General features: G+C 69.4%; 13 protein-coding genes. 8 read left to right on the top strand and 5 right to left on the bottom strand.

The window, feature by feature from the left end:
- The first annotated feature begins 18 nt into the window (after positions 1–18).
- The 5 genes from Sru02f_RS28100 (at position 19) to Sru02f_RS28080 (ending at position 5,516) form a co-directional block, all read left to right on the top strand.
- The gene (locus Sru02f_RS28100; RefSeq protein ID WP_109029787.1) at positions 19–729 is read left to right on the top strand and encodes a hypothetical protein; all 711 of its coding nucleotides are present in this window, start codon (positions 19–21) and stop codon (positions 727–729) included.
- Positions 696–3,542 (top strand): TIR domain-containing protein, encoded by a 2,847-nt coding sequence (locus Sru02f_RS28095; RefSeq protein WP_167469327.1) that lies wholly within the window; start codon positions 696–698, stop codon positions 3,540–3,542. Before Sru02f_RS28100 ends, Sru02f_RS28095 begins: the two co-directional genes overlap by 34 nt.
- A 438-nt stretch (positions 3,543–3,980) precedes the next feature.
- Positions 3,981–4,499, top strand: a complete 519-nt coding sequence (locus Sru02f_RS28090) for a transglycosylase SLT domain-containing protein (protein WP_109029785.1) — start codon at positions 3,981–3,983, stop codon at positions 4,497–4,499.
- A 165-nt stretch (positions 4,500–4,664) separates the two neighbouring features.
- A complete protein-coding gene (locus Sru02f_RS28085; RefSeq protein ID WP_109029784.1) occupies positions 4,665–4,934 on the top strand; it encodes a hypothetical protein in 270 nt (89 codons plus the stop codon).
- Positions 4,935–5,219: 285 nt separating this feature from the next.
- Positions 5,220–5,516: a hypothetical protein gene (locus Sru02f_RS28080; RefSeq protein WP_159107484.1), complete on the top strand. Its 297-nt coding sequence runs from the start codon at positions 5,220–5,222 to the stop codon at positions 5,514–5,516.
- A 305-nt stretch (positions 5,517–5,821) separates the two neighbouring features.
- Here Sru02f_RS28080 and Sru02f_RS28075 read toward each other — a convergent pair whose 3' ends face one another.
- Complete coding sequence (locus tag Sru02f_RS28075) at positions 5,822–7,201, bottom strand: serine/threonine-protein kinase (RefSeq protein WP_109029782.1); 1,380 nt, start codon at positions 7,199–7,201, stop codon at positions 5,822–5,824.
- Between the two features lie 279 nt (positions 7,202–7,480).
- Positions 7,481–8,167 (bottom strand): hypothetical protein, encoded by a 687-nt coding sequence (locus tag Sru02f_RS28070; protein WP_159107483.1) that lies wholly within the window; start codon positions 8,165–8,167, stop codon positions 7,481–7,483.
- Positions 8,168–8,329: 162 nt separating this feature from the next.
- Between Sru02f_RS28070 and Sru02f_RS28065 the strand changes: the two genes are divergently transcribed.
- The gene (locus tag Sru02f_RS28065) at positions 8,330–10,189 is read left to right on the top strand and encodes a DUF4357 domain-containing protein (RefSeq protein WP_109029780.1); all 1,860 of its coding nucleotides are present in this window, start codon (positions 8,330–8,332) and stop codon (positions 10,187–10,189) included.
- The gene (locus Sru02f_RS28060) at positions 10,186–11,391 is read left to right on the top strand and encodes an McrC family protein (RefSeq protein ID WP_109029779.1); all 1,206 of its coding nucleotides are present in this window, start codon (positions 10,186–10,188) and stop codon (positions 11,389–11,391) included. Before Sru02f_RS28065 ends, Sru02f_RS28060 begins: the two co-directional genes overlap by 4 nt.
- A 68-nt stretch (positions 11,392–11,459) precedes the next feature.
- On the opposite strand, the gene Sru02f_RS28055 is transcribed toward Sru02f_RS28060, so the two are convergent.
- Positions 11,460–15,944 carry a DUF6531 domain-containing protein gene (locus Sru02f_RS28055; protein WP_244941744.1) on the bottom strand — a complete coding sequence of 1,495 codons (4,485 nt, stop codon included), beginning with the start codon at positions 15,942–15,944 and terminating at the stop codon, positions 11,460–11,462.
- A gap of 109 nt (positions 15,945–16,053) precedes the next feature.
- On the opposite strand from Sru02f_RS28055, the gene Sru02f_RS28050 reads away from it, so the two are divergent.
- Positions 16,054–17,238, top strand: a complete 1,185-nt coding sequence (locus tag Sru02f_RS28050; RefSeq protein ID WP_109029777.1) for a DUF6183 family protein — start codon at positions 16,054–16,056, stop codon at positions 17,236–17,238.
- Between the two features lie 1,334 nt (positions 17,239–18,572).
- On the opposite strand, the gene Sru02f_RS28045 is transcribed toward Sru02f_RS28050, so the two are convergent.
- Positions 18,573–19,469, bottom strand: a complete 897-nt coding sequence (locus Sru02f_RS28045; RefSeq protein WP_109029776.1) for a DUF4231 domain-containing protein — start codon at positions 19,467–19,469, stop codon at positions 18,573–18,575.
- Positions 19,470–19,521: 52 nt separating this feature from the next.
- Entirely contained in the window at positions 19,522–20,283 is a 762-nt protein-coding gene (locus tag Sru02f_RS28040) for a hypothetical protein (protein WP_109029775.1), read from the bottom strand.
- Positions 20,284–20,652 lie beyond the last annotated feature (369 nt).

The raw sequence follows: 20,652 nt of genomic DNA, 5'->3' as shown, positions 1-20,652 counted from the left end.
CGAAGCAGAGGGAACGACATGTCTCCCAGTTCATCTCCGTGGTTACGTCGACCGCTGCCCCGGCGCGGCTCGGTCGCGGCGCGGTCCGCCCTGCTGATGACGGCGCTGGCGGCGGTGTTCGTCGCCGGATGCACCGATGGGGGCGGGACGACCCGGAGCGGAGCGGCCGAGGGCAAGTCGACCGCGTCGGCCCCCTTGGACGCCTCGTTTCCGCCGAGCCCGCCGGCCACCGCCGGATGCACCGGGAAAATGCTCGACCACCGGGACATCCGGCATCCGGACCTGGGGCCGGTCCGGGTGTTCCTGGTCCGGCGGCCCGCGTCCGACGAACCTGCCGGCTGTGTCGCGGCCGTCACCGGAAGCGGGCGCGCGCTGGCCCCCGTCGAGGTGGACGCCAACTGGAGCATGAAGGACCCGTTGCGATTCGCCGCTCCGGCGACCGACTCGACAAAGAACCTCTTCGTGATCTACAACCCGGGGCGTTACGACGGGGTGCTGGTGCTCGTGCCCACCGCGGACGGATTCGCCGACATCGGCTGGCGGAGCCCGGAGGAGTACTACAGCGGCGGCAGACTCGCCTTCTACTACGCGAGGCCGGTCGGCCCCGGAAAGGACGGCGAGTATGCGATCGTCCAGTACATCAAGGGGTGCGATCCCTCCTGTGCCGAAGGCGCCACCGCCAAGGTGACCTTGCGGTGGGACGGTCACGACTACCTGCCGACCGGTTGATGCGGACGCGCTGGTCGCCGCGCGGGCGGGGGCTCGGCTCGGCGTCCGCCCGGCTGCGGTCCGCCGTGGCCGGGCGCGGAACGGTCAGGGCCGAGCTGGGGTACGGCGCCTTCCTGTCCTACAGCGGCGAGCGCGACCGGCGATGGCTGCCTCAGCTGCGGCACGCGATCGAGAAGCAGTCCCGCCCCTGGTACAAGCCGCCGCACATCAGGGTCTTCCTGGACAAGACGGGAGTGTCGATCGGGCCGGAGCTGTGGGGCAAGATCGAGGCCGGTCTCGCCCGGTCCGACTGGCTCGTGGTCCTGGCTTCACCGGAGGCGAGGTCCTCGGTGTGGGTCGACCGGGAGATCGCGTGGTGGCTGGAGCACAAGTCGGTGCACACCATCCTGCTCGTCGTCACAGCAGGGCAGTTGGTGTGGGACGAGCGGCGGGGCGACTGGGATCCCGAACGGTCGACGGCGCTGCCGGCCCGGCTGGCGGGCAAGTTCGAGCGGCAACCGGTCTGGAAGTCCGTCGACCCGCGCCCCGACGGCGACGCGGGGTTCTCTCCCGACGACGCGGGGTTCTCTCCCGACGTCGACGGGGTCGCCTTCGGTGTCGCGTCCGTCGTGCGCGGCCTCCCCGAGGACGAACTCCGCTCGGAAGGGCTCCGCGACACCCGGCGCAACCTGCGGACGGCCAGGATCGTCGCCGCCGCGTTGGGCTGTCTGCTGCTGGTCGCGAGCACCCTGTCGGTGGTCGCGGTCCTCTCCCGTGCCGAGGCCACCCGGCAGCGCGACCAGGCCGTCGTCCAGCAACTCATCACCCAGAGCTCCCTGCTCGCCGAACGCGACCCGTTCGCCGCCCGGTTGAAGGCGTTGGCCGCCTGGCGCATCGACCCTTCTCCGGAGACCCGTTTCGCCGTGCTCGACGCAGCGGTCGATCCGGCGTCCGGAGTGCTCTCCCACTCGGTGCCCGTGGACTCGGTGGCCTTCAGTCCCGACGGCCGGACCGTAGCCTCCGGCGGCAGCGACGGAGTGGTGAGAATCTGGCGGACCGGGACCCAGCGGACGGCGGGGCGTCCACTCATCGGGCACCACCAGGGCGTCACCTCGATCGCCTTCGCGCCGGACGGCAGGACACTGGCCAGTTCGGGCTTCGACGGCACCGTCAGACTCTGGCACCTCGCCGACCGCACGCAGATCGGCGCCCCCTTCAACGCGGGCGCCGGGACGGTTCGTTCAGTCGCCTTCGGTCGCGACGGCAGGACGCTCGTCACGGTCGACGAGGCCGACTCGGGGACCGTACGGGTGTGGGACGTGGCGACCCACCGACAGACCGGGCACCTGCTCGACGGTCCTGGATCCGTGCTCGGCACGAACGCGGACGGCAGCCGGGTGGGCTCCAGTACGTCCCAGGGCGGCATACGGCTCTGGGACACCGAATCCGGCGCACCGGCCGGGGCAGCGCTGAAGGGCGGCGACGGTGTCGTCACGGCACTCTCCTTCAGCCCCGACGGCAAGACCTTCGCCACCGCCGACCTCGCCGGCAACCTCCGGTTGTGGGACATCGGGGCGAGGGCCCCGGTCGGTGAGCCGATCGCCGCCCCCTCCACTTCCACGGGAGCCAGGTCGATCACCTTCAGCCCCGACGGCGCGATGCTCGCCGCCGCGTACGAGGACGGCGGCGTGCGGCTGTGGGACCTCCGCCGGCGCGCCCAGGTGGGCGGCCCGCTCCTCGCCCACACCAGTACGGTCGAGTCCGTCGCCTTCAGCCCGGACGGATCGGTCCTGGCCAGCGCGAGCGCGGACACCACCGTCCGCCTCTGGGACGTCCGCACGCTGCGCCAGGCCGGAGCACCGATCGACACGGGAGGGACGGGGGCGGCGGCGCTCAGCCCGGACGGGCGGTCCCTCGCGGTCGTCGACTCCGAGCAGGCCGTGCGCCTCTGGAACGTCGTCGCACGGCGCCGGGTCGGCGAGCCGCTGGTGCGCGGTGTCGACAGCTTCAGCCCCAGTCTCGCGTTCCGCGCCGACGGTGCCGTGCTCGCGATCGGGTCCGACGGCCTGCGGCTCCGGGAGGTGGCGACGCGCCGGCCAGTCGGCGAGCCGCTGCTCGGCACGGGCGACGTTGGCGCGCTGTCCTTCGGTTCCGACGGCAGGACCCTCGTCAGCGGCGGTCCGGACTCCGTCCACGTGTGGGACCTGACGGCACGGCCCCCCACCGGCACGGCACTCGGTCCCTGGTCCGTCGGCGTCGCGTTGAGCCCGGACGGCCGCTCGCTGGCCACCACCACGCAGGACGACACCGTGGTGTTCTGGGACATGGCCACGCGCCGCCGCACCGGTGAGACACCGGGCGATCACACCGCCCAGATAACGGCGGTGGCCTGGAGCCCGGACGGCACGACGCTCGCCACCGCGGGCCGCGACGACACCGTCCGCCTCTGGGACGCGGCCACCCGCGAACGGATCGGCGCCCCACTGAGGGGCCACCACGGCGGCGTCACGTCCGTCGTGTTCAGTCCCGACGGGAGAACCCTGGCCACCGGTGGCAACGACGGCACGGTCCGGCTCTGGGACGTCGCCATGGAGCGCCCGATCGGCGCTCCGCTGGAGGGCCACGGCGCGGGTGTCACCGGCACGGCCTTCACCCCCGGCGGTGACACGCTGGTCAGCTGGGCCCAGGACGGCACGGCGCGGCTGTGGAACGTCGAGGCGACAGCGGACCCGGTCCGTTCCCTGTGCGCATGGGCGGACGGCGCCTTCACCACCGACCGCTGGCACGAGGACGTCCCCCCGGGGCCGGCGTCCCGAACGCTGTGCCCGGAGTGAGCGGGCCGCTCATCGGCTTCCAGGTGACCCCGGTGGGTGACTGCGCTCTCTCATCGAGTGAGATGTCCGTCTCCGCAGAGTGTCGACCGGTGACCGCCGGGTGACCGGCTCTGTGAGGGCGCGCACAGGGCGCACGTCACACAGGGGCGGGGTTAGTAGACGCCCGACGGCTCCCCGCCCCCGTGGTCGGCGGCCGTGCCCGCGAGCCACGCGGCCCGTCTGCGAAGCGGCGTAGTAGGTCACACACTTGTCGCGACGCCGGGGCGTTCCGCAAGGTGTTCGGCGTACCGGGGAGCCGAGCGCCGGGACCGGACGGGAAGAGCCCGTCCGTGATCCAGACACCGGCCCTGATGACGCGAAGCCGCGTCCAACGCGGACACCGCGTCGCCGACCCCCCGTCGGCCTCCCCATCACGTTCCCGAATGGAGAGGTACACCCGTGCACGCCATCCTGCGCCGCCCCGCCATCCGCAAGTCCGCCGTGGCCTCCCTCGCCGCTGCGGGCGCCGCCGCCGTCACCCTCACCCTCGCCCCGAGCCCGGCACACGCCGCCGAGCCGGCCAAGGCCTCCACCGCGCAGACCCAGGCCCAGACCGACAAGATCGAGGCCATCGTCAAGGCCGGTAAGAAGAAGCACGGCAACGACCTCGAAGGCTGGATCCGCACCGCCCTGGACGTCATGGACGCCAAGAACATCCCGGGCACCTACGAGGGCCTGCACCGCAACATCATGCGCGAGTCGTCCGGCAACCCGTACGCGCAGAACAACTGGGACGTCAACGCCCAGAACGGCATCCCCTCCAAGGGCCTGCTCCAGACGATCCAGCCCACCTTCGACGCCTACCACGTCAAGGGCACGAAGGACTCCATCACGGACCCGGTCGCCAACATCGTCGCCGCCTGCAACTACGCGGCCGACAAGTACGGCTCCATGGACAACGTCGACTCCGCCTACTGACCGGCGGACCCACCGACCGCCTGAGCCCCCGGGACAACCGGTCCCGCGCGGAGGCCGGCGGGGCCCAGGCAGCACGGCGGGGCCGGAGGAACGACAGGTTCCTCCGGCCCCGCCTGCGTAGCGCCTGCAGTCCCGGTTCAGCGGAAGTGGGCGCTGCGGGACCTGGTGAGCACGCTGGCACCGCTGGATCCGCAGACGGCCGAGCGTGTCGCCCGGAGCCTCTCCGACGAGGACGAGCGGACGTCGGCCCTGTCGCAGGTCTTCCGGTGCGTACTGAAGACTGATCTGAACGCCGCCGAACGGCTCGCCCGCACCATGGCCGACGAGGAGGAGCGGGCGGACGCCCTGCACGCCGTGGCCGCCGAGCTGCGCGACACGGACCCGGAACGGCCCTGGCCGTCGCACGGCGCATCCCCGAGGACTGCCGGACCCTGACCCTCGCGGACATCGCCCAGAGCCTGGCCCCCGAGCACCCAGGGCGGGCGGAGCGGCTGTACCAGGAAGCCGAACGGCTGGCGGCCGAAGTCCAGGATGAGGAACACGGCCTCGCGGCCACGCTGTGGATCGCCGCGGCCGGGGGCTCGGCGGACCCGGAGCGCAGACGGCACGGGCTCCTGGAGTTTCCGAGGGCCGAGTACGTGTCGGGCCTGGTTCTGCTGTCCTCCGGGCTGGTGCGCGCGGCCTGCGCAGGCGCTGGAGCTGCTGGAGGAGTGCGTACGGATGGCCTGCGACCTGCCCGAGGACGACCGGATGTCGGTGCTGGAGGACCTCGTTCCGGTCGGCGCGGAGCTCGATCCGGACTGGGCGGCCCGGGTGGCCCAGGAAGCCTCGGCCCTGAAGGCCGAGTACCGTCACTACGCTCTGCAGCAGATGGCCGGCACGCTGGTCGACATCGCCCCCGAGGCCGCCGCGGCCGCCGCCGAGGCGGTCCACGCCATCCGCAAGGAGTACGGCGGCAGTACCGAAATCGTCGGCGACGCGTTGGTCATCCTGCTTGCCGGACGGCCGGGGGCCTGAGGAGGCCTCACTCTCAGGACGGCGGCGCCGACGAGGCGACCCACGATTCGTCGAGGAACGGCCCCGACGACCTCGATGCGGGTCCCGTCGTCCTCCGTCGGCATCGAGCTTCTGACCAGCCACTCCTCGTCCCGCACGACCACCTGGGCACCGGCCGGGTACTGATCCTGGCTTGCCGTGACGCCGCTCTGCTCCGCACTTGTCTGGACGGCGGTCACCCGTGGCCTCCTGAGGCGGTTCGGTCGTACATGGTCAGGCCCCCCTTCAGGGCCCGCCCATTATCGCGGGTCGCAGGGGCGTACGGGTCAGAAGGGGGTACTGGCCGCGTATGCCTCACGCAACCGCTGCGCGGTGATCCGGGCCTGGGCGGAATGCCGCACGGAGCGCCGTCGCACGCTGCCCTCGCTGCCGCCCAGGGTGCCCCGGCCCGCAGAGGGGAGCGAGGGCCGCGCGCTGTCCCGCTCCGCCGTTCTGTCCGCCGGCGGCCGCCCTGCCAGCGGGGAGGCGGGTACGTCGTCGGCCGGTGGGGGTGCGGGGGTGTCGACCCGGGCGAAGAGCAGTCGCGGATCCGTGGGCGGCGGCGTCACGGCCGGCGGCTTCGGCGGCGTGGGCGAGGCCACCTCGGGAGCCCGGCGGCCGGTTCGGAACCCGCTCGGCTCCTGCCGGGTCGGCCGAGGCGTTGAGCTGCCCGGTTCCTGCCGTGGAGGTGGAGCGGCTACCGGGCCGTCCGCCGTGGCTCGCGTCCGGGCCGCCGACCCCTCCGCAGCCGGGCGGCTCACGGCGAGCAGGTCGTCGAGGACGTGGGCCGGAGCGGCCGTGTAGTTCGTGAGCCTGCGCCGCGCCTGGGCGACCTTCAGCCCCTGTGCCTCGATGAGCGCCCGGCACCGCCGCACGACGTCGTCGAGCGCGGGCCGGTCCTCGGGGCGGTGGGCCAGCATCGCCGTCAGCAGCGGCGCGAGTTCCTCGGGTGCGCCCGAGAGATCCGGCGCGGTCGCGGGATCGACGACCTGGTGGAACAGGAGGTGGATGTTGTCGGCGCGGTAGGGAGCATGGCCCGAGCAAGCGAACAGGAGCACGGCAGCAAGCGCGTACACGTCGACCGCGGGAGTCAGCGGCTTCTCACCGTTCGCCTGCTCGGGCGGCATGCAGGAGGGCGTGCCGACGACCGTGTTGGCCGCGGTCAGGGACACGCTGGACTCCGCGAACACCGCGAGGCCGAAGTCGATCACCTTGGGTCCGTTGGGGCCGAGAAGCACGTTGGCGGGCTTGAGATCGCGGTGCAGCAGCCCCTGCTTGTGCACCGTCGCCAGCGCTTCCGCGAGCGTCGCGCCCAGCGAGGCGGTGAGCAGGGCGTCCAGCGGTCCGTGACTGGCCACGTGCCTGCTGAGGTCCAGCCCCTCGACGTACTCGGTCGCCAGCCACGGCGGGTCCGCCTCCGGGTCGGCGTCCAGGAGGGCGGCGATCCGGGCGCCCCACACCGTCTTGAGGATCTCCACCTCCTGCGCAAACCTCAGCCGCGTCTCGGAGTCCACGACGGACGGCTTGATCACCTTCACGGCTGCCGGTTCCCCGCCCGGCGACTCCCCCAGATACACCTGGCCCATGCCGCCCTGCCCGATCCGCCCGAGCAGCTCGTATCCGCCCAGCTCGGCAGGGTCGTCGGGGCTGAGGGGCGCGATGTGCACGTGGATCCTCACAATCGGGACTGGCTGCCGGGGCAGGTGCTCACCGGCACGTTAGACCACTCCGTGCAGGCAACAACGGTCGGCGCCGTGCGGCGGTTGGCACCTCTTCCCGTCGGGGTCCAACCGCGGTCGAGTCACGGTCACTGCTCGCGTCTCCGCCCGCACTCACGGGAGGTACTCCGATGAAGTCGAGATGCTCCACATCGTCCATCCGAATATAGATCCCACCCGTTGTTCCGGGCTGCCTTCAAGATCACCGGAGCTGTGTGAGTCCCACTTCTAGCTCAGGTCCCGTCGGCTCTCCGCCAGGAACGTCTGCCACAACGCGTGCGAGCGCTGTGCCTCGAGAAGCGACTCCGCGGCGAACCGACTGTCGGCGAAACCTGCCGCGGCGACCTGCTCCACCACGGTCACCAGGTGCGTGGCCACGCGAACGATTCGCTTCGCGTGTGCGAGTTCCAACTGGGGCCTCAATTGCTCCTCGCGGCCGGCCACCGCGAGGAGGTCCGTGTAGTCGTCGGCTTCGGCATAGGCGGACGGGAGCCTGGGGAGGTCGTCTGCGGTGAGGCGGACGACAACCGCGGGCGTGAACGCGTCCCGCTCCTCCTTTCCCAGCACACGGTTCAGGAGCCGACGGGTTTCATCGGTGCCCCGGACCCGGGCCGCTACCCTCTCCAGCTCCTCGAGCTCCGTTTGGACGTCCGCCACGGACTCTGCGGAGAGATGTACACGCAGCCTGTCCGCGATCTTCCCTCCGGCTACCGAGGCCTTGTCGATCACGGCGTCGCACGCGTCGAGTTCGGCGAAGGCCCGCTCGGCCGTCCGCACCGATGCCCGAACCATCTCAGCCGGGTCACCCTCGAAGCCGCCCACCGCCTGCACGAGTTCTGATACTGACATCCCCAGCGCGGTCGGCAGAGACTCCGCCTGTCGCTTCCCCGTCGCCGCTGTCGTTCCGCTGCGCACTGTTCCCCCCTCATGGCCCACCCTGGTCCGAACAGATCATGAGCGCTGCACGCCATGAAGGGCAATCCGGGCACCGTTCCCTGGCCGGATCGCCTCACGAGGGTGGCCAGGATCGCGGCACGCGTAGATTTCTGCCATCGGCCTGACTGAGTGGGGGAGACGATGACCGACGAGTACCCGGAGTTCTTGCTGCGCCTGCCGCGCAACGGGCCGCTGGCGCGGGGGCGATTGCTCACGGAAAAGGGAACCAATGGCAGCCAGAAGATGGTGGTCCTGGCAGGTTCGCCGGCCCGCCCCGAGGTCGTCCCCTCCTTCCCCCTTCGGATGCCGTCCTCCCATCGGCTGCGCGAAGAGCTGAGAGAACGGGGAACGATCAAGGAGACGACCACCTGGTCCGGGTGGCTGGAGGTCGTCAGTGACGTCGAGTGCAACTCCCCGTCGGCCGCTGCGGAGATCCTTCTCGGTCGCAGTGCCAACGGCTGGCTGGAGTGGAAGACGGCCGACGGCAGACCTCTCGCGGACTTCCTGGAGCAGGCTTCGGCCGGCCCCAGCCGTGCGTGGCTCGTCCGCGACCCGATCATCACAAGGGCCGGTCCGGTCGATCAGATCTGGCTCTCCAATAATTGTGTGACGCTCGCCGCGGACCGGCTGAGGCCTGGAGTGACCCCGGGCATCAGCAAGGAACAGTTGCGCGTCATCGTGGACGAGGACTACGAATCGGCGGCTGCGTACAGCCAGAAGCCGCGCTTCGTGGAAGAGTTTCACGCGTTCCTCTCCCGAATGCGTCCGGGGGACACCGTGTGCGTGTTCCCTGACGGTGAGCTTTTCGTGGGAGAGGTCACGGGCGAGGCCGAGCAGGTCACCTCGGGAGACGGCCGGAGTGTTCTGCGCCGGCCGGTGGAGTGGGCGAGCGAGGGCTACCCGTACGACAAGCTCCCGGAGGAGGTTCAGCAGAAGCTGAACACCGGACACGACCTGGTCGATCTCACGGCGGTCAAGGGCATCCTCGACGGCCTCTGGTCCTCCGACGACGAACTCAAGAAGGCGGTTGAGGAGTCAACGGACACGTCCGGCGTCGCGGTTCAGGCCATCGTCGCCCGCCGCGACCTGGCCTTCCCTCAGCCCGACGAGGCGTTGCGCAAGAGGCTGAACGTCCACGACCTCGCGTGGCTGAACGAGGTCCGCGACCTGCTCTGGGAGGAACGTCAGCTGATCTTCTACGGTCCTCCTGGCACGGGCAAGACCTATCTGGCGCAGGAGCTCGCAGAATTCCTCGGCGGTGGTCCCGAGCACGTCAAGCTGATTCAGTTCCATCCCAGTTATGCGTACGAGGACTTCTTCGAGGGGTTCCGGCCCCGGGAGGACCCGGACACTCATGAGGTCGCCTTCCGGTTGACGCCGGGCCCGCTACGAGAACTGGCCGATCAAGCCCGAATGGAGGGGAACCGGCATATTCCGCACTTTCTGATCATCGACGAAATCAACCGCGCCAACCTCGCCAAGGTCTTCGGTGAGCTGTATTTCCTGCTGGAGTACCGAAAAAAGTCGGTCCGACTTACCTACTCGGGTGAGGAGTTCGCACTGCCTCGGAACCTGTTCGTGATCGGCACGATGAACACCGCAGACCGGTCCATCGCACTCGTGGACGCCGCGATGCGGCGGCGGTTCGCTTTCGTCGAGCTCTCACCGAGGGCCGAGCCGACCAGAAGACTGCTGTGGCGCTGGCTGGAAAGCGAGGAGAAAGACACCGGGCCTGCCGATCTGCTTGACGCTCTCAACGCCCGGATCGATGACGCCGACTTCCGGATCGGGCCGTCATATTTGATGAAACCAGGCGTCTACCGTGAGGGCGGACTCGAACGCACCTGGCGGACAAAGATCCTCCCATTGTTGGAAGAGCACCACTACGGGGACGGCGTTGACATCGAGAAGCGCTACGGGCTGGCGGCGCTGCGGGCGACCGTTGCCGCGCGCAGAGCGCCGGCGGCGGGCGACAACGAGGGAAGCCCTGACGCCCGGTGACCGACGTTCACCTCGTCGAGCATGGACCGGCACGCATCGTCCCCCTTCCGCACGCGGCGGGGCGGGCCCTGGCAGAGTTGAAGGCCGTGGATGCCACGCCCGACCCCCACGAGCCGGAGCTGTGGCGGCTGAAGGCGGGAAGCAAGGTCGGGGCAGTGACACTCGACGTCCCAGGAGGCGAGACCGTGAGATTGCGGATCACGCCGAAACTGCCCGTTCGGCGTCTGTTCTTCCTCGTCGGTTACAGCCGCGACCCCGGCGGCTGGCGAGACGGAGACGTGGACGTCGGCGGACACGACGAACTGCTGCCCGCCATCGCCCACACCGTCGAACGACAGACGGACCGGGCGCTGCGGCAAGGGCTTCTGCAGGGCTACCGGTACACCGAAGCCACGGAGTTCGTCGTACGTGGTCGGATTCGCGAGGCCGACCAGATCCGGCGCCGGTTCGGTGCGCCGTTCCCCGCCGAGATCGCGTACGACGAGTTCAGCACGGACATCGCCGAGAACCGCATTCTGCGCGCCGCGGTGGAACGCCTCCTACGCGTGGACGGTGTGCCCGGTGCCGTACGGACACGCCTTATGCACCAGCGCGCCAGGCTCGCGGAGGTCACTCCACTGGCGAAGGGGCAGTCGCTCCCCGGCTGGCAGCCGAGTCGTTTGAACGCCCGGTATCACCGCGCTCTCCGCCTGGCGGAACTTGTACTGGACAATGCATCTGTCGAACATCTGCCGGGCGGGGTGCGGATGAACGGCTTCCTCTTCGATATGAACACGGTCTTCGAGGACTTCGTCTGCGTCGGGCTCCGGGAGGCCCTGAGTGTGTACGGTGGGCACGCTGCGCTGCAGGCCAGTGATGTGTACCTGGATGAAGCCGAGCTCATCCGAATGCGACCGGACCTCATCTGGTACGACGATTCGGGAGCCTCACAGGTCGTGGCCGACGCCAAATACAAGCTGGGCAAGCCACACGGCTATCCCGATGCCGACCTGTACCAAATATTGGCGTATTCCACTTCCCTGGGCCTCAACAATGGCCACCTGGTGTACGCCAAGGGCAACGCACCGCATGCGGGCCATTTGGTGAGGCACTCTGGGATCGCGCTGCATCAACATGCACTTGATCTTGACCAGCCCTCGTCGACGCTTATAAAAAGCATCCATGCACTGGCCGCACGCATGGTGCAACCTCGATCGGGTTGAACCATCGGTGGGTCGCGCCAGCGGTGTTCCTGCCTGCGGTCGGCGATGCCCGTCACCGACCGACCCTCTCAGACCGGATACGCCGTATGGATATGGCCGTCGCGGATGACGACTTCCACGTCCCTGGTCTCCCGCCCGCTGCCGTTGATGCCCACGGGCTCTCCGTGTTCGAAGCGGTGCAGGTGGCTGTCTTGTCCTGCCCTGGCGCGCGGGTTGGGGATGGCGGGAGTGCCGTCGATGCCCTCGCGGAGCCGCCGGCCGAGGACGAAGTCGTCGCCCTCCCAGAAGAAGTCCTCGTAGAACTCACCTGGCAGTGAGGGCTCCGGCCCGGTGGGGTCGGCATTGTCCCGCACGCGGTCCTGGGCGCCGGGGCCGTGCTGGCCCTCGATGTGGGCCTCGCGCTCCTCCGTGATGCCGTGCCTGCTGCTCTCGCAGCTCACCAGCCCCCACGGGTCGGTCCAGCGAAGGGGGTCGAGGACGTAGGCGTGGTGGTTCGGCGCGGGAGCGAGACCCAGGGGGTCCGGGCTGATGTAGCGGGCGTTCTCGGGGTCGTAGTAGCGCCGGAAGTTGTAATGGAGGCCGGTTTCCGGGTCGTGGTACTGGCCCGGGAAGCGCAGCGGGCAGTCGACCGGACCGGCGGGACCACCCACAGGCGTGCCCCACAGCGTCGTGCGCGCCCGCCAGGCGACCCGGCCCTCCTCGTCGACCAGCTCGGTGGGGGTGCCGACCAGGTCGGTGACGATGGCGTAGAAGCGGCGGTCGACCTCGTCCTGGTCGATCTGCAGCAGCGCACGGTCGGTGCCGGGAGCCCATTCCCAGCTTCGGGTGGGACCGCCGGCGGAACTGCGCTGTTCCACCAGGTGGGAGCCGTCCCAGGTGAAGACCGTCTCCTCGACCGGCAGACCCCCGTCGGACAGCAGGCGCTTGGCGACGCGGCGGCCCAGGCCGTCGTAGACGTACGCCCAGCGACGACCATCCGGGGTCGTGACCTGAGTGAGCCGGTCCTCGGCGTCCCACACGTAGGTCCACTCCCGCGTCCCCCCGGACAGCAGCTTGCGCGCCTGCCGCACGAGGCGCCCCTGTGCGTCGTGGACGTAGGTGATGTGTCCGGCCCTGCGGATGAGTGTGCCGTCGTGGACCCGTTCCCCCTGCGGGCCCTCCGGTGCGTCCGCCCGGCTGACGTTGCCCGCCGCGTCGTAGGCGTAGCGCTCGGACCACCCGGTGGCGGAGACCGCCTCCACCCGGCCGAGACGATCACGGCTGAACCGGCGGGTGCCGTGGGTCTGGTCCTCGACGGCGGTCAGGCCGCCGTCCGGTCCGTACGTGTACGAGCGGTGCAGCAGGACCTCGTCCGGCGAAGCCGTGTCGGATGACGGTCCACCGAGGACCCTCTGCTCGGTCAGCCGGTGGCCGGCGTCCCACTCCTGCGTCAGTACCGCCGTCTCCCCGAGCCGCCGCTCGGTCTCGTGGCCCGAGGTCCCGTAGGCGAAGGACAGAGAGCTGTCGGCGAGCCGGACCCGGGTCGGCCGGTTGTTCGCGTCCCATTCCCAATGACTGACGGCGCCCGACGGAGTCCGGCGTTCCGTCCGCCGGCCGAGTGCGTCGTACGACGTGTGGACCGCGCGGCCGTTGCACTCTTCGGAGACGATGCGGCCCACGATGTCGCGTTCGAAAGTGAGTGTCGTCTCAGGGGTGACCGCCGTGACGAGCTGTCCCGAGGAGTCGTAGGCGAAGGTTGCGATCGCCTCGCCGGATCGTCGCTCCACGACCCGGCCGCACGCGTCCCGCACATAGGAGGTGATCTCGCCGGCGCCGTTGGTGCGCCGGATCAGACGGCCCGCGGCGTCGTAGGTGTAGGCGACGGCGCGGCCGTTGAAATCCACTTCTCGGACGAGGCGGCCCGCCGGGTCGTATGTGTACGACCACACCGCACCCGACGCGCTCGTCACGGAGGTGAGCCGCAGTTCGGTGTCGTACGCGAACCACGTCGTCGAACCGTCCGCCTCCGTCCTGGAGCGGATCCGGTCGAAGTGGGTGAAGGTGTGGGTCGTGCTCCGGCCGTCGAGGCCGGTGTAGCGGAGGATGTTGCCCTCGCCGTCGTAGGACCAGCTTTCGCCGCTGCCGTCGGCCATGACGCGCTCGGCGGGGTAGCCCTCCACCGTCCAAGTGGTGCGTGTCGCCGCGCCTGCGGCGTCGACGGTACCCACGATGCGGCCGAAGGCGTCGCGGGTGACGTGCGACGTACCGCCCAGTGGCGCGGTGACGGAGTCGGGCAGCCCCAGCGGTCCCGGGTGGACGCGGTGGGTCGCTCCCAGGGCGTTGGTGACGCCGAGCAGTCCACCGGAGGGTTCATGGGCGTAGGTGGTGACGGCACCATCGGCGTCTACGGTCGCCGCCGGGTGGCCGTGCTCGTCATACGCGTAGCCTCTCCTGCCGCCGTTCGGCAACGTGATCCACAGAGGACGGTCGGAGGAGTCGTACTCACAGGTGGTGACCGTGCCGTCGGGACGGACCACGGAGATGAGGTTGCCACGCTCGTCGTAGCTGTAACGGGACGTGTGGCCCAGCGGATTCGTGCGTGAGAGCAGCCGGTTGTACGCGTCCCACTCGGCGTGGGTGGTGTTGCCGAGCGGGTCGGTCTGGGCGACGACCTGCCGGCGCTCGTTGTACCGGTAGGTCGTGGTGTGGCCGAGCGAGTCGGCGTAGCGGGTCTCCCGGCCTTCCGGGTCGTAGGCGACGGAGCAGGACAGGAACCCGTCGGCGCCTTCACCGCGTATGCAACGGTCCTGGTCGTCGTAGGTGAAGCGGTACCAGGTGCCGTTGCGGTCGGTCCAAGATGTGATGCGTCCCTGGAGGTCATAGTCGTACCTGAGGGGAAGACCGCTGGAGTTGTAGATCTCCGTCAGGTGACCCTCGGGGCTGTAGCCGTAGCGCCGCAGCGTCGTGCCGTCCGGCCCCGTCTCCTCGTCGCGCAGCCGCAGGCCGACTACGCGGTTGCCCTCGGTGTCGATGTGCACATGGCGGCCGCCGGAGTCGCGGACGGCGACGGGGGTGCCGGTGTCGTCCCGGTCGATGTCGATGCGCCGTCCACCGCGGTCGGTCACGGCGGCCAGGGGAAGGGTGAACGCCTCGTACGCGGCGACGGGTCCGGCGAGCGGGGCGAAGTGGCGGGTGCGTCCGGAGGCTGGGTCGGTGATGCGGAGGGGGCTCTCGGGGGAGCCGTTCCAGTCCAGCGGCCAGCGCGGGCCCTCCGTCGGCATGACCGACGTACCGGGGGCGGGCACGGGATACACGAGGATCATGCCGTCTTCAGCGGCGAAGACGACGCCTTCGCCGTCCAGTTCGAGACGTTCGTCGAACGTCGAGGCCCACGATGGGCCGAACCACGAACCCCAGTTGTATGTCGACAGATGCGTACGCCGCAGCACGAGCGGGAGGAGCCCGGGAAGCTCGGCGTCGGTCTCCTCCACGAGCATCTCGCCGGAGACCATGTCGACGGGGTCGCCGTTCTTGCAGCGCCCCTTGGCCGGCTTGCTCTTGCCGACCGCGTCGTCGGCTCCCTTGCGCAGGCCTCGTCCGAGGCCCTTGGCCATCGCCTTGAGGCCACCCTTGCCCAGGGCTTTCGCTCCTGCCGCGAGCTTGCCGAGTGTGGTGATGCCCTTGACGCCCGGTATGCAGTCCAGGGCCGCGAATCCCACGTCCCACAGTGACGCTTGGCCTTTGCGGTATTTGTTGAGTGTGTCGGCGAGGACGACGAGGGCGGCCACGACGACGATCGCGGCCAGGATCGGTCCGCCGATGATCATCGCGATAACGCCGACCACGGTCACGACGATCTTGCAGACCGCGACGATGGTGTCCCAGTTGTCCGAGACCCAGTCGCCGATGTCCTCCCACCACGATCGGTTCTGGATGCCGGCGTCGGACGCCTCGTCGATCTTGGTCTTGGCCTCGCGAGCGGCGTCCTCGCGCATTTGGCGGGCGTCTTCGGCCATCTTCTTCGCCGCGTCCAGGGCACTCTGGGCGGTATCGACGGCCGACTGCGCGTTCGTCTGCGCCGTCTTGGCATGCTGGACGTCCCGGGTGGCCGCCCGCACCTTCGCCTCGTCCGGCTTGTCGGCGTCCGACTTGCTGCCGGTCGGGTCGTCCTTGTACTTGTCGGCCTCCTTGGACGCCCGGGTCACCCAGGAGTCGGCCGAGGAGAGCTTCGACTGTGCCGAGGAGAGGTCGGCACGGGCTTCGCGCGCCTTCACCAGCGCCTTGTCCGCCAGAGCCTGGGCGCGCTCCAGCTTCGGCCAGAAGTCCGAGAGGGCGTCGCCGCACATCCCGTAGGACTTCTCCAGCTTTTTCAAGTTCTTCGGGACGCCCGAGAACTCCTCCTTGAAGACCGTGGCCGACTTGCCCGTCCACTCCGCGAGTGTGCTCTCGCCCGCCATGTTCTTGACCAGGCGCAGGGCGTCGGACACGTCGTCGGCGAAGTCGTGCAGGACTTTCGCCAGCCTGCGCACTCGTTGCGGATCGCCGGGGGTCGGGTCCTTGTCCAGATCAAGCACATGCCAGTCCGTTGGCCGGTTTCCCACGTTCTTCCCCCGTCGCACGGCTCTAGTCAAGACACGTATGCCTCAGCAAAGTTACTCGAACTCCAGCTCTTAGACTCGGGGCGTGAGCCACAACGAAGAGACACCCGGCGTCGGCGCTTCCGACGGACAGCAAGGGGAGCGGCCCGGGCCGGAGTCGCAGCATCTGGTTGAGCTCGAACCGAGGGGAATGTACGAAGCGGCGGAGAAGCTGTGCCGGACGACGACCGGCGATGGCCCCCTTGAAGCCTCGGCGGCGCGAGCTGTCGGGCGGATCGCCGAGACTCTGGCCGACACGCGTTCCCGGGACAGTGTGACGTTCGCTGTGGACCTCGTGAATCGGCTGCTGTCCGAAGGGACCGTGCCTCCCGGCGAAGGCGATCGACTGCTGCGTTCCGTGGCGGCGAGGCTGGCCAAGGCTCAGCATCTGCGCGACATCGAGCCTCTGTTCTGTGAGGTGCCGGAAGCGATTCAGGATCCGGCAGTCGAGCTACGGGCCTGTCTCCTCGGAGAGCTGGCGCTGATCGGCTCGGGGGCCGGTCGCCGCTCCCTGGAGGCGTACGCCGAGAAGCTGCGTGAGCTGGGGCATCCGCTGGCTCGGCTGCCGGGGGCGCGACTGGACATCGAGCACCGTTTCGCCGTTCGTGTCCGGGGGCTGGGGTCGATCAAGACCGCGAAGCAGCTACGGTCGCGTTTCCCGGAGGCTCCCTCGACCGACGGCGGCGCCGCCGTCGGCCGCGGGGCCGAGGACGCCCGGGACGGCGGTCGGGTGAACGCGGCCGCCCGACCGTTCGCGGCCGGCGGCTGGGCCCGTGAGCCCGAGGCACGGTTCTTCACGCTGCCGAGCCCGCTCAGCCCCGACGACTTCGGCATCTCCTTCATCAAGGAACTGCCCTTGCGCTGTCTGGCGGGTGAGGGCAGCCGCCGGGGGAGCGCGCTCGCCTGCGTGACGACACCCGACGATGTGCTCAACGAACTGTTCTCGGCTTCGTACGTCGGCGGAGTGAACGGCCAGGGGCAGGGCGGAGCGTACGCGCGGCTGTATGCCTGGGAGAGTCTCTACGCGCTCATGGGGTTGCCCACCGGTGTACCCCTCTTGGAGGCGGTGCGGCGCGCGGCGGATCACCGGTGGTTGCGGTTCATGGCGTTCACGGACTGGTTCCACCACGACACCTCGGACCTGGCTTTCGCCGTGCTCGATCCCACCCGGACTCGGGTCGCGGTGCTGGCGGCTACCGATACCGATGTCCACTGCGATGCTCTCGGATAGCGGGACGACGTCCTGGTACCTTCTTCGCCCTTGTCGTCAGAGTGGGCCCAGGTCTTACAGCCTGTGGCGTCTGGCTGCCGTAGGTCGTTGACCTGCATGAATGTTGTTTCGGTTCTTTCACGCTCGTGCTGGCTGATGCGGCGGGAAGTCCCAGGAAAGTCCCAGAGGGCCCCCGAAGCCAGGGTGGCCGAGCCTGACGCAATCTGCCATGGCACAGCTGCCGTTGACGTGAGGGAGGGGGCTGGCGCCGCGGCCGGGCGTGGCGGGTCATCGGTTGAAGCTGATGACGAGTGCCTTGGCGTACTGGGTGGGGTAGTCGATGGGACGTTCGCTGCCGCGGTCGCCGGATTCGGTCATTCGGAAGTCCTGTGGTGCGCTGTGCATGGAGTTGTAGGACTTCGACTCGGGGTCCTTCATGAGACCGCGGCGTCGATGGGGCCGAGGGACCGCAGTGATGGGTCAGTGGGGTGGCATCACCGGGCCGCCGACCACCCGCATGTCCACTGGGCCGCCGGACACTGGCGCGCTCGCCTTGAGACGCGTAGCAACCGAGAAGGTTGTGCTGAAAGACGGGGGGAAGGCGGGCGTATGTCTTCCACACGACTGAGTGGAGGGGGAGCGGCCCGATGAGTGATGTGGGTGAACGTCTGCCGTGTGCACGGGAGATGCGGACCGCCGCTGCGGCCTTCGTGCAACGTGTCGCCGTCCGGAACAGGCTGCCGCTGGACTACTCAGTGGCGAGCCTTCGCGTCGTCGACTTCCTTGTCGACGGGCTGCGCAAGAACGGGGTGGAAGAGGCGAGGGTGCGCGCCGCGCTGTTCGGTCTTGGGGCGTACGTCAGAGAGGTCCTCGTCCGACGCGCGGCGCGACGTGGATCGGCTTCGGGGCCGACCAGCGCTCCTACTCCGGGGAGTCGACCGGGGTGCGGGTGCCGGACGGCCGGGTGTGGAACCCCCTGGGCAAGGTCCGCAACTGTTTCGCGCTGGGCAGGTCGGGGACGCCGGGGGGGGGGAGGGGGGAGGCTGCCGGACTTGACCTCGTAGCGGTGGCTGTGCCACAGCCAGGACGGGTTGGCGGGGCCGACTCAGGAGCTGTACGACACGGCCCTCAGCTGCCTCGCAAGCTGCTCTACGGGTAGGACGCCTACCTGTTCGGACGAGGCGCCGGACGGCCTGCTGCGGGTCCGGCCGGTCGGCGGGCGGGTGCTGCGTCACCAACCTGTCCGGTTTTGGCGACGGCCTCCCGGCGAGGTCCTGCTGAGCAGCGTGCTGCTGGACGACAGCCGGCTGGGTTCGCGCACCACGGTGTGGCCGGCACTCCGACCATCGGGGCCGTCACCCGCCGTACGCGCCTCGGGAGGCCCGCCACATGGTGTGCTCGCGGCTGATCGCCTCCTCGGCGTCGGCCGCGTGCACGGCCCACTCGGTCTCGGAGTCGATGGTGCGCAGCCCGTTGTGGATGGTGCCGAGGTCCTTGGCGGCGAAGGCGTACGCCCTTGCCTGCGCGTCGTACTGACGAACCGCCAACCAAGCCGTCCCGGCGCCCAGCAGCGCGGCGAGGATGCCGGGCAGGTCGACATCGACCACACCGGAGGCCCGCAGCACGGCGACGATCAGCCCGAGGGCCTCGATGAGGATGAGTGCCAGCCGCCAGCGGCGGGCCCGGTCCGCGTTGAACCGGGCCTTGGTGGAGTACCAGGTGAGCTGGTCGCCGATGCGGTTCTTCAGATAGAGGTCCCGGCGGGCGGTGAGGCCGGTGTGCCGCAGGCCGCGCATGGCGTCGGTGACACCGAGCGGCCCGGTCACGATGACGGATGTCGCCGGGGCGTCGTCGATGAGTTTCTCGGCCTCGGAGACGTAGTGCCGTTCGGCGTCCTCGTCGGTCAGGGACGCCGAGAACGGGGCGGCGGCGACGGCGTATCGCCAGGAGAGCGTCTTGACGGACTCCGCGAGCGCCCTGCCGTCGTACCAGTCCCGCTCGGGGCTGCGGCCCAGCAGCCAGATCTCCAGGACCAGCGTCCCGAGGAACACGACGGCCACCATCAGCGCGGGCAGGTCCCAGCCGTCGCCGATCTCCAGGCTGGCGGCGGCGAGGACCGCGGCGGTGACCGCCAGGACGAGCCGAAGCCGGGTGCCGCGGATGTAGAGCCGCTGTCCTTCCAGGGAGGCGGCGTCGGCGACCCGGAAAAGTTCGGGGAGATCGGAGCTGCGCAGGCGCTGGTCGTCGGTCACGGCACTCTCTTCTCTTCTGCGGTACGAACGTGGGGAGGTGCGCGGGGGCTGCTCAAGCGTCCTGCGCCGGGGCCGTGGTCCCCGGGAAGGTGCTGTGCATCAAGTCCTGGAGCCAGGCGGAGCCGTTCTTCGACTTCATCTCGCCCATGAGGACCATCAGGCTGTCCCGCTGGAGGTGGCCCTGCTGGACCCACATCCCGATGATGTTCTGGAGGAGGGCCAGGTCGTGCCGCGCTGAGGTCTCGTTGGCGGGTCGGCTGAGCTGCCGCTGGATGCCCTTGACCACCTCGAGGATGTCCGCGACGCCGCGTTCCTCCGCCTTGCCCGAGCCGCGGAGTTCGGCGAGATCCATCGTGTACGTCATGGGTGTGTTCACAGCCTCCCCCGCCTCGACGGCCTTGATCGCCCGGACGATCGCCTCCCGGGCCTCCGCGGCGCTGTCCAGATCCCGGTGGTCCAGTTCGATGGTCCGCAGACCCTGTACGTCGAACGGAATGGTCTGGCCCTCGGAGATGATCTGGATGAAGGGCTTCCCGGTGGTATGCCGCACCGCGAGTTCGTAGAAGACGTTCGGGTTCTGGTCGGTCAGATCGGCGATCACCAGTCCGTCGCCGAGAATCCGCTCGAGGACCTGAGTGCTGATCAGTCCCGAGGAGTCGATCTCGTCGGCCCTGGTCGCCTGATATCCGCATTCCAGGGCGGCCGGTTTTACGATGTGCCGGAGAATCTGGTCGCTGCGTCGCCGGATGTCCGATCCCGTCGCTCCGATCGGCGCTATGTAGAAACAGCGGTGGGTCGCGGCTGGCGTTTCCATGTTCCCCCCAGGCCATGAAGTGGGCAGCGGCAGTATATGGCGTCGCGCTCTTCGGATGTTCGTCACGCCTGATGGGGAATCAGGTCGATTTGGGGTGAATTATACTTCGGTGCTACACGCAGACGGACCCCCCGCGGACCACTATGCTGACAGGTGAAGGTGCACGGAATCGGGGGGTTGATCAGTGGACTTCACTTATACCGAGCAGACCTTGCCCCGCGCGGTGGCTTGGCTCTTCGAGTCGAACGGCTACTCGGTCACGGAGGACGTCACCGTCCAGGACGTGAGGTTCCCGCTCCTTGCGAAACAGATGGCGGGACTGGTCGAGCAAAAGGTATTCATCGAAGTCACGATCGACCACGTGAACAT

Origin of the sequence: Streptomyces rubrogriseus (assembly GCF_027947575.1) — a bacterium.
In the GTDB taxonomy this organism is placed as follows: Bacteria; Actinomycetota; Actinomycetes; order Streptomycetales; family Streptomycetaceae; genus Streptomyces; species Streptomyces rubrogriseus.
Note: the sequence above shows the minus strand (reverse complement) of the source record. Positions and strands in the feature narration are given on the sequence as shown.